Below are 207 nucleotides of genomic sequence, written 5' to 3'. Positions count from 1 at the left end.
GAAATAGCTTTAGGGCTAGCCTCGGAAAGAGAATCGTGGAGGTAGAGCACTGTTTGGACTAGGGGCCCGTCACGGGTTACTGAATTCAGATAAACTCCGAATGCCATAGATTTATATCCGGGAGTCAGACGGTGAGTGATAAGATCCATCGTCGAAAGGGGAACAGCCCAGACCACCAATTAAGGTCCCTAAGTGTATCCTAAGTGG

At 48.8% G+C, this 207-nt stretch carries 1 rRNA gene; it reads left to right on the top strand.

From position 1 onward, the window contains the following. Nucleotides 1-207: ribosomal RNA gene (locus CES81_RS13285) — 23S ribosomal RNA — on the top strand; the annotation flags it as partial.

The sequence above is a fragment of the Secundilactobacillus pentosiphilus genome (assembly GCF_002217985.1).
In the GTDB taxonomy this organism is placed as follows: Bacteria; Bacillota; Bacilli; order Lactobacillales; family Lactobacillaceae; genus Secundilactobacillus; species Secundilactobacillus pentosiphilus.
The sequence above is the reverse complement of the archived record's forward strand: the minus strand, read 5'-3'. Positions and strand labels throughout refer to the sequence as shown.